Genomic DNA, 4,296 nt, shown 5'->3' with positions numbered 1-4,296 from the left:
ATGTTCGATAATCAGTATGACTTAGCCAAGGTGGTGATGCGGGGGATGGAATCCCGGAGTCAATCGGGTGAGTACTCACTGGAGCGTTTTATATTTAATTGCGCCTAGCTACTTAGATCTCCTGCATGAATACTCTGCCCTCCTCACGAAGTGGGGCGAAGCCCTCGCCAACCCTTCTCCCTGGTGAGAAGGGAGCCATCTCTTGTTCCCTCTCTCTGGGGAGAGGGCTAGGGTGAGAGCAGAGTATTTATGCAGGAAGCGCATTCAGAGACGAAAGAACTTTCAGTTGATCACACTATGCAAACTTCACAACATCTTTGTTGAAATTGATGCGATTCTCTCCGGTGGGGAACCCGGCTCTACCGTCGCCATCGCCATCAATGTTGGTGTGAAGATTGGCATAGAGATCGCCTGCCAAGAAAGCAGCTTGCTCGGTTGGAGTCAACTCAAACTCAGCCGAGATCGTGCCAGACTTAGCATCGGTTGGGGTATTCGTTAAGAAGCGAACAACGGTTGCATCAGCAAAGTTTCCGCGACTGTCTCCAGAAGGGCTAAAGTGCAGATGAGTTCCAGAAAGGAGATTGCCTTCGACATCTTTCGGAACTTTCAAAAAGTTATTCACCAATGACACTGGGTCTGAGCCATTGAGAATTTTAGCGTTGGGGTCAATGGTAGTTTCGCCCTGGCTAAAGAGTGGGAAGGCATCAAAATTTTTGTAGGCGCCGTTGATTTTGAGAACTCCGTCCTTTAACTCACTGTTGAGTTCTGTCGTTCCGGGGCTGTCGTTGGCGAAGGGAAACTCAGCCGGGCCGGTGCCTTTAGCAGTGACCGTCTTGAAGCCATCGTTGCCGACATAGAGGAAGTCATCTCCGCTTCCGCCGACTAAGCGATCGTGCCCCAGGGTGCCCGTGAGCTTGCCATCGCCTTTCTGAGACTTAAAGCCTTCTTGCTTGAGATTTGCCAGACTTTGGTTTGCCTCACGACTGTTGAGCGCAAAGTTTTTCTCAGAGAGATCAGATGCTTTCACAAACGGCAACGATGCGAGAATGTGTTCTGTTTTTTTGTCAATGACTAGCGCATTGTTGACTGAATCGAGGGGTTGGTCTAGTCCCCCTTTGCCGGGGTTTTTGCCTTGAGCAATGATGATGTTTTTGGGGTTGACTCCTGAGATCACAAAGCGATCGCTGGAGGCATCAAAGTCAAGCACCCGGTTGGTCGTTTCCTTTCCAAGAATGACGGTATCTTTACCTGTGCCAGTGGTAATCGTGTTAAAGCCGCGTCCGGTTCCTCGAATCACGTCACTGTCGCCCGACCCAATCACGACATTGTTGCCCCCTTTGGGGTTTAAGTAGTCGCCTTTAGAGCCAAGGTTATCTCGAAATGAATCCTCACGAGTCAGTTTGCTCGCATCAAGACCCCTAGCAGAGGCAACCTGATCTAACTCAATATGAGTTTGAAACTTACCAAAGACTGGCGCGTGGTCGTGGTCATCGGGGGTAGCGACAATGGTTTCGCGCTCGTCTGGTGCGAGTGATTCATTAAGCGATCGTTCGAGGGTCACATCTTGCTCAAGGGAGCCTTTTGATTGGCTAGTCGAGGCATTAGAATTTGCAGTGCCGAGAGTTGGATCTGCGATTCCAGCCGCATTTTGTTGTGCTAACTGAGATTGGTTGTTCAAGGCTTCCATAGTGACTCCTAAAATTTCAGGAAAAGGACAATGTACAAAGATTAAACTGCTTGCATCAATGCTGATGTAGAGTTTGGTTAGTCAGTTTTTGACAGGCAAAAATCACTTCTAATAACGATAGATGGATTAACTCTGATTGCTGATGTTGCCGTAAATTTAGAAGTTATTGCTTCATGATTTAGAGGCTTGTTGAATATTAGCGGTAACGAGTGGTTGACACCTACTAATTCTTCAGAGTTAAGCCATCATCGTATTCAGCAGTGAGTAGATGATGATGAACTTGAAAAATAAAACTCTCAATCTCGCACAAGCTAAGAGAATCATCAAGAGATTTATGGGGTCTATCTTAGAAGGCTCTAAAGATGACAGGTGTAGTTAAAATCTCTGCGGTAAATGCTGGTAAGTCTAGAGAGTTAAAACGCTTGGGCAAAGTGGAGTTTTGAATTCTTCTGAGTCACATCGTCGCCCTGCACCTACTATAACAAACTTCAATCAAATGGCAACCCTATTTTCAATTAAATTCTCGTAATTAGAACCAGAATATTGTGAGTTCTAATTAATAAGGGGCACACGTCTAATAATAAATAGGGGCACGACATGTCGTGCCCCTACAGAATTACAGAATATTTAATCGATGATCGTTAGCGAACAGATTTCATGCCATCAAACGCCTTGGTGATTTCTTCGGTGACGTAACTGATCGGTGCTCGTTGTCGGACTTTGATCAAGGTGGTAATCGTCATGCCCGGTGTCAACGAAAATCGCTGCGATCGCCGCTCAAGAAACTGGCGATCGAGCCGCACTTCGATCGGAAAAACGGTCGATCGTGGGGACTGCTGACTCACCGGAACCGCTTCACTGCCCACTTTTGAGATCACTCCTTTTACAGCGCCAAACTCGGTGAAAGGGTAAGCATCAATGCGAACATCTACAGGCATACCCACACGAACATTGGCAATATCAGCATTTGCTACCTGAACTCGCGCCGTCAGCGACTCATTGGGCACTACTTGCAGCAGCGTTTGACCTGGCTGAGTGACCGCACCCGGCAGTTTTGACCCCAGTTCAAACACCACACCATCGGCTGGGGAGCGCAACCCCTGATTTTTGAGATCAAGACGAACTTGATTGAGCTGCGAGTTGACTTCAATCATCTGACGCTGATTGTCCTTAATGATGCTGTCAAACTTGGTATCTAATTCAGCCAACTGTTTTTGCAAATCCTGTTGGGTTTCATTCAGCAGTTTGCCGTCTTCAACCCTGGTTTGCAGTTGCCCAATTTCTACCTGTTCTTTTTGCAGACGACTCTGGATCAGTTGTTTTTGCAGATCGCCAACCCCTACCTCACGCTGCAATAATGTGACACGAGGAATCGCACCTTGCTTGACTAACGGGCGCAATCTCGCGAGCAGTTCTTGCTCGCGCTGTAGTTGAAACTGAGTTTGAGTAATTTGTGCATCAGAGTCAGCAATTTTGGTTTGCAGACTAGACTTTTGTAGCTGACTGAGGGATTGACGATCGCGCAATTGCTGTTGATAGAGGTTATAGCGTTGGAGTTGTTCTGGGGCAAGACTGCTGGGGTTCCCGGTGAGTTGAGCCACCAACAGCAAGCGCGTTTGTACTTGGCCCGTGAGTTCGGGTGTCATCTCAAGATTGCTTTTTCCTAAAGTCTGCAATGATTTTCCCTGTTGGGCAACTCGCAGCACCGCTGTTTCTTTAACAAGTCTCTGACGTTGAAGCAACAATTCCTGCAACCGATTCAGCAGCGCAGTTCGATCAAATTGCATCAACAGTTGCCCGTGTTTAACCGATTCACCTTCACGCACTAGCACAGCCGTTACGACCCCTCCTGCTCTAGCTTGAACAACCTGAGACTGTGATTGTGGCTCTAATTTACCGCTAGCGTTGACCACCACATCCACTCGCGCCAAAACTGACCAGCCTACCCCAACCGTGATTCCTAGCAAAATCACTTGCGTCAATCGCTTTGTCCAATTGCCAGCAGTGGGCAACCCTGTGGCTTTGGTCTCCAGGTCATGTTCGACCTGATCTTGCATGGTTCGGTAGCGCGTTTGCAGTGCCGCTAAGGGAGCAAACAATCGAGGACGACTCATAGATCTTCTCCAGGGAAGTGATGGGTTTCTGTGAATAAAAATGGACGGTGGGAGTGGGCGATCGAACACAGACGTTCAACAATCTTTTGACCGATTATGGCTGCCGTGATTGTTGGGCATAGAGGCAGTAATAGAGTTGACGACGTGCCATTAAGTCTTGGTGGGTTCCCTGCTCGGCGATGATGCCAGATTGCATAAAGAGAATCCAGTCGGAACGGGCGATCGTATTCAGTCGGTGGGTAATAAAAAAGCAGGTGCGACCCTGAAAACGCTGCATCAAATTGGTGCAAACTCGACGTTCGGTTTCATAATCTAAGGCACTAGTTGCCTCATCGAAAATCAACAATCGTGGATTGCGAAGCACCACACGAGCGATCGCAATTCGTTGTCGTTGTCCGCCTGACAGTGCCGAGCCACGTTCGCCAATTTGCGTCGCGTAACCATCGGGCAACTGCATGATAAAGTCGTGAGCTTCGGCCACCCGCGCTGCTTCCA

Annotated in this window: 3 protein-coding genes; all 3 read right to left on the bottom strand. The window is 48.3% G+C overall.

The genetic code is table 11. From position 1 onward, the window contains the following. Positions 1 to 295: 295 nt before the first annotated feature. A complete protein-coding gene (locus BRW63_RS16410; RefSeq protein ID WP_073072850.1) occupies positions 296 to 1,687 on the bottom strand; it encodes a hypothetical protein in 1,392 nt (463 codons plus the stop codon). A 641-nt stretch (positions 1,688 to 2,328) separates the two neighbouring features. Further along, the gene (locus BRW63_RS16405; RefSeq protein ID WP_073072842.1) at positions 2,329 to 3,801 is read right to left on the bottom strand and encodes an HlyD family type I secretion periplasmic adaptor subunit; all 1,473 of its coding nucleotides are present in this window, start codon (positions 3,799 to 3,801) and stop codon (positions 2,329 to 2,331) included. Between the two features lie 94 nt (positions 3,802 to 3,895). Continuing rightward, positions 3,896 to 4,296: ATP-binding cassette domain-containing protein (locus BRW63_RS28350; protein WP_189645269.1), on the bottom strand; the 401-nt coding region annotated here is incomplete at its 5' end.

It is taken from the genome of Phormidesmis priestleyi ULC007 (genome assembly GCF_001895925.1).
GTDB classification, from domain to species: domain Bacteria; phylum Cyanobacteriota; class Cyanobacteriia; order Leptolyngbyales; family Leptolyngbyaceae; genus Phormidesmis_A; species Phormidesmis_A priestleyi_A.
Note: the sequence above shows the minus strand (reverse complement) of the source record. Positions and strands in the feature narration are given on the sequence as shown.

Bases quoted from the DNA above. Each gene is read 5' to 3' on its own strand.
- BRW63_RS16410 (WP_073072850.1), bottom strand. From the start codon at position 1,687: ATGGAAGCCTTGAACAACCAATCTCAGTTAGCACAACAAAATGCGGCT.
- BRW63_RS16405 (WP_073072842.1), bottom strand. From the start codon at position 3,801: ATGAGTCGTCCTCGATTGTTTGCTCCCTTAGCGGCACTGCAAACGCGC.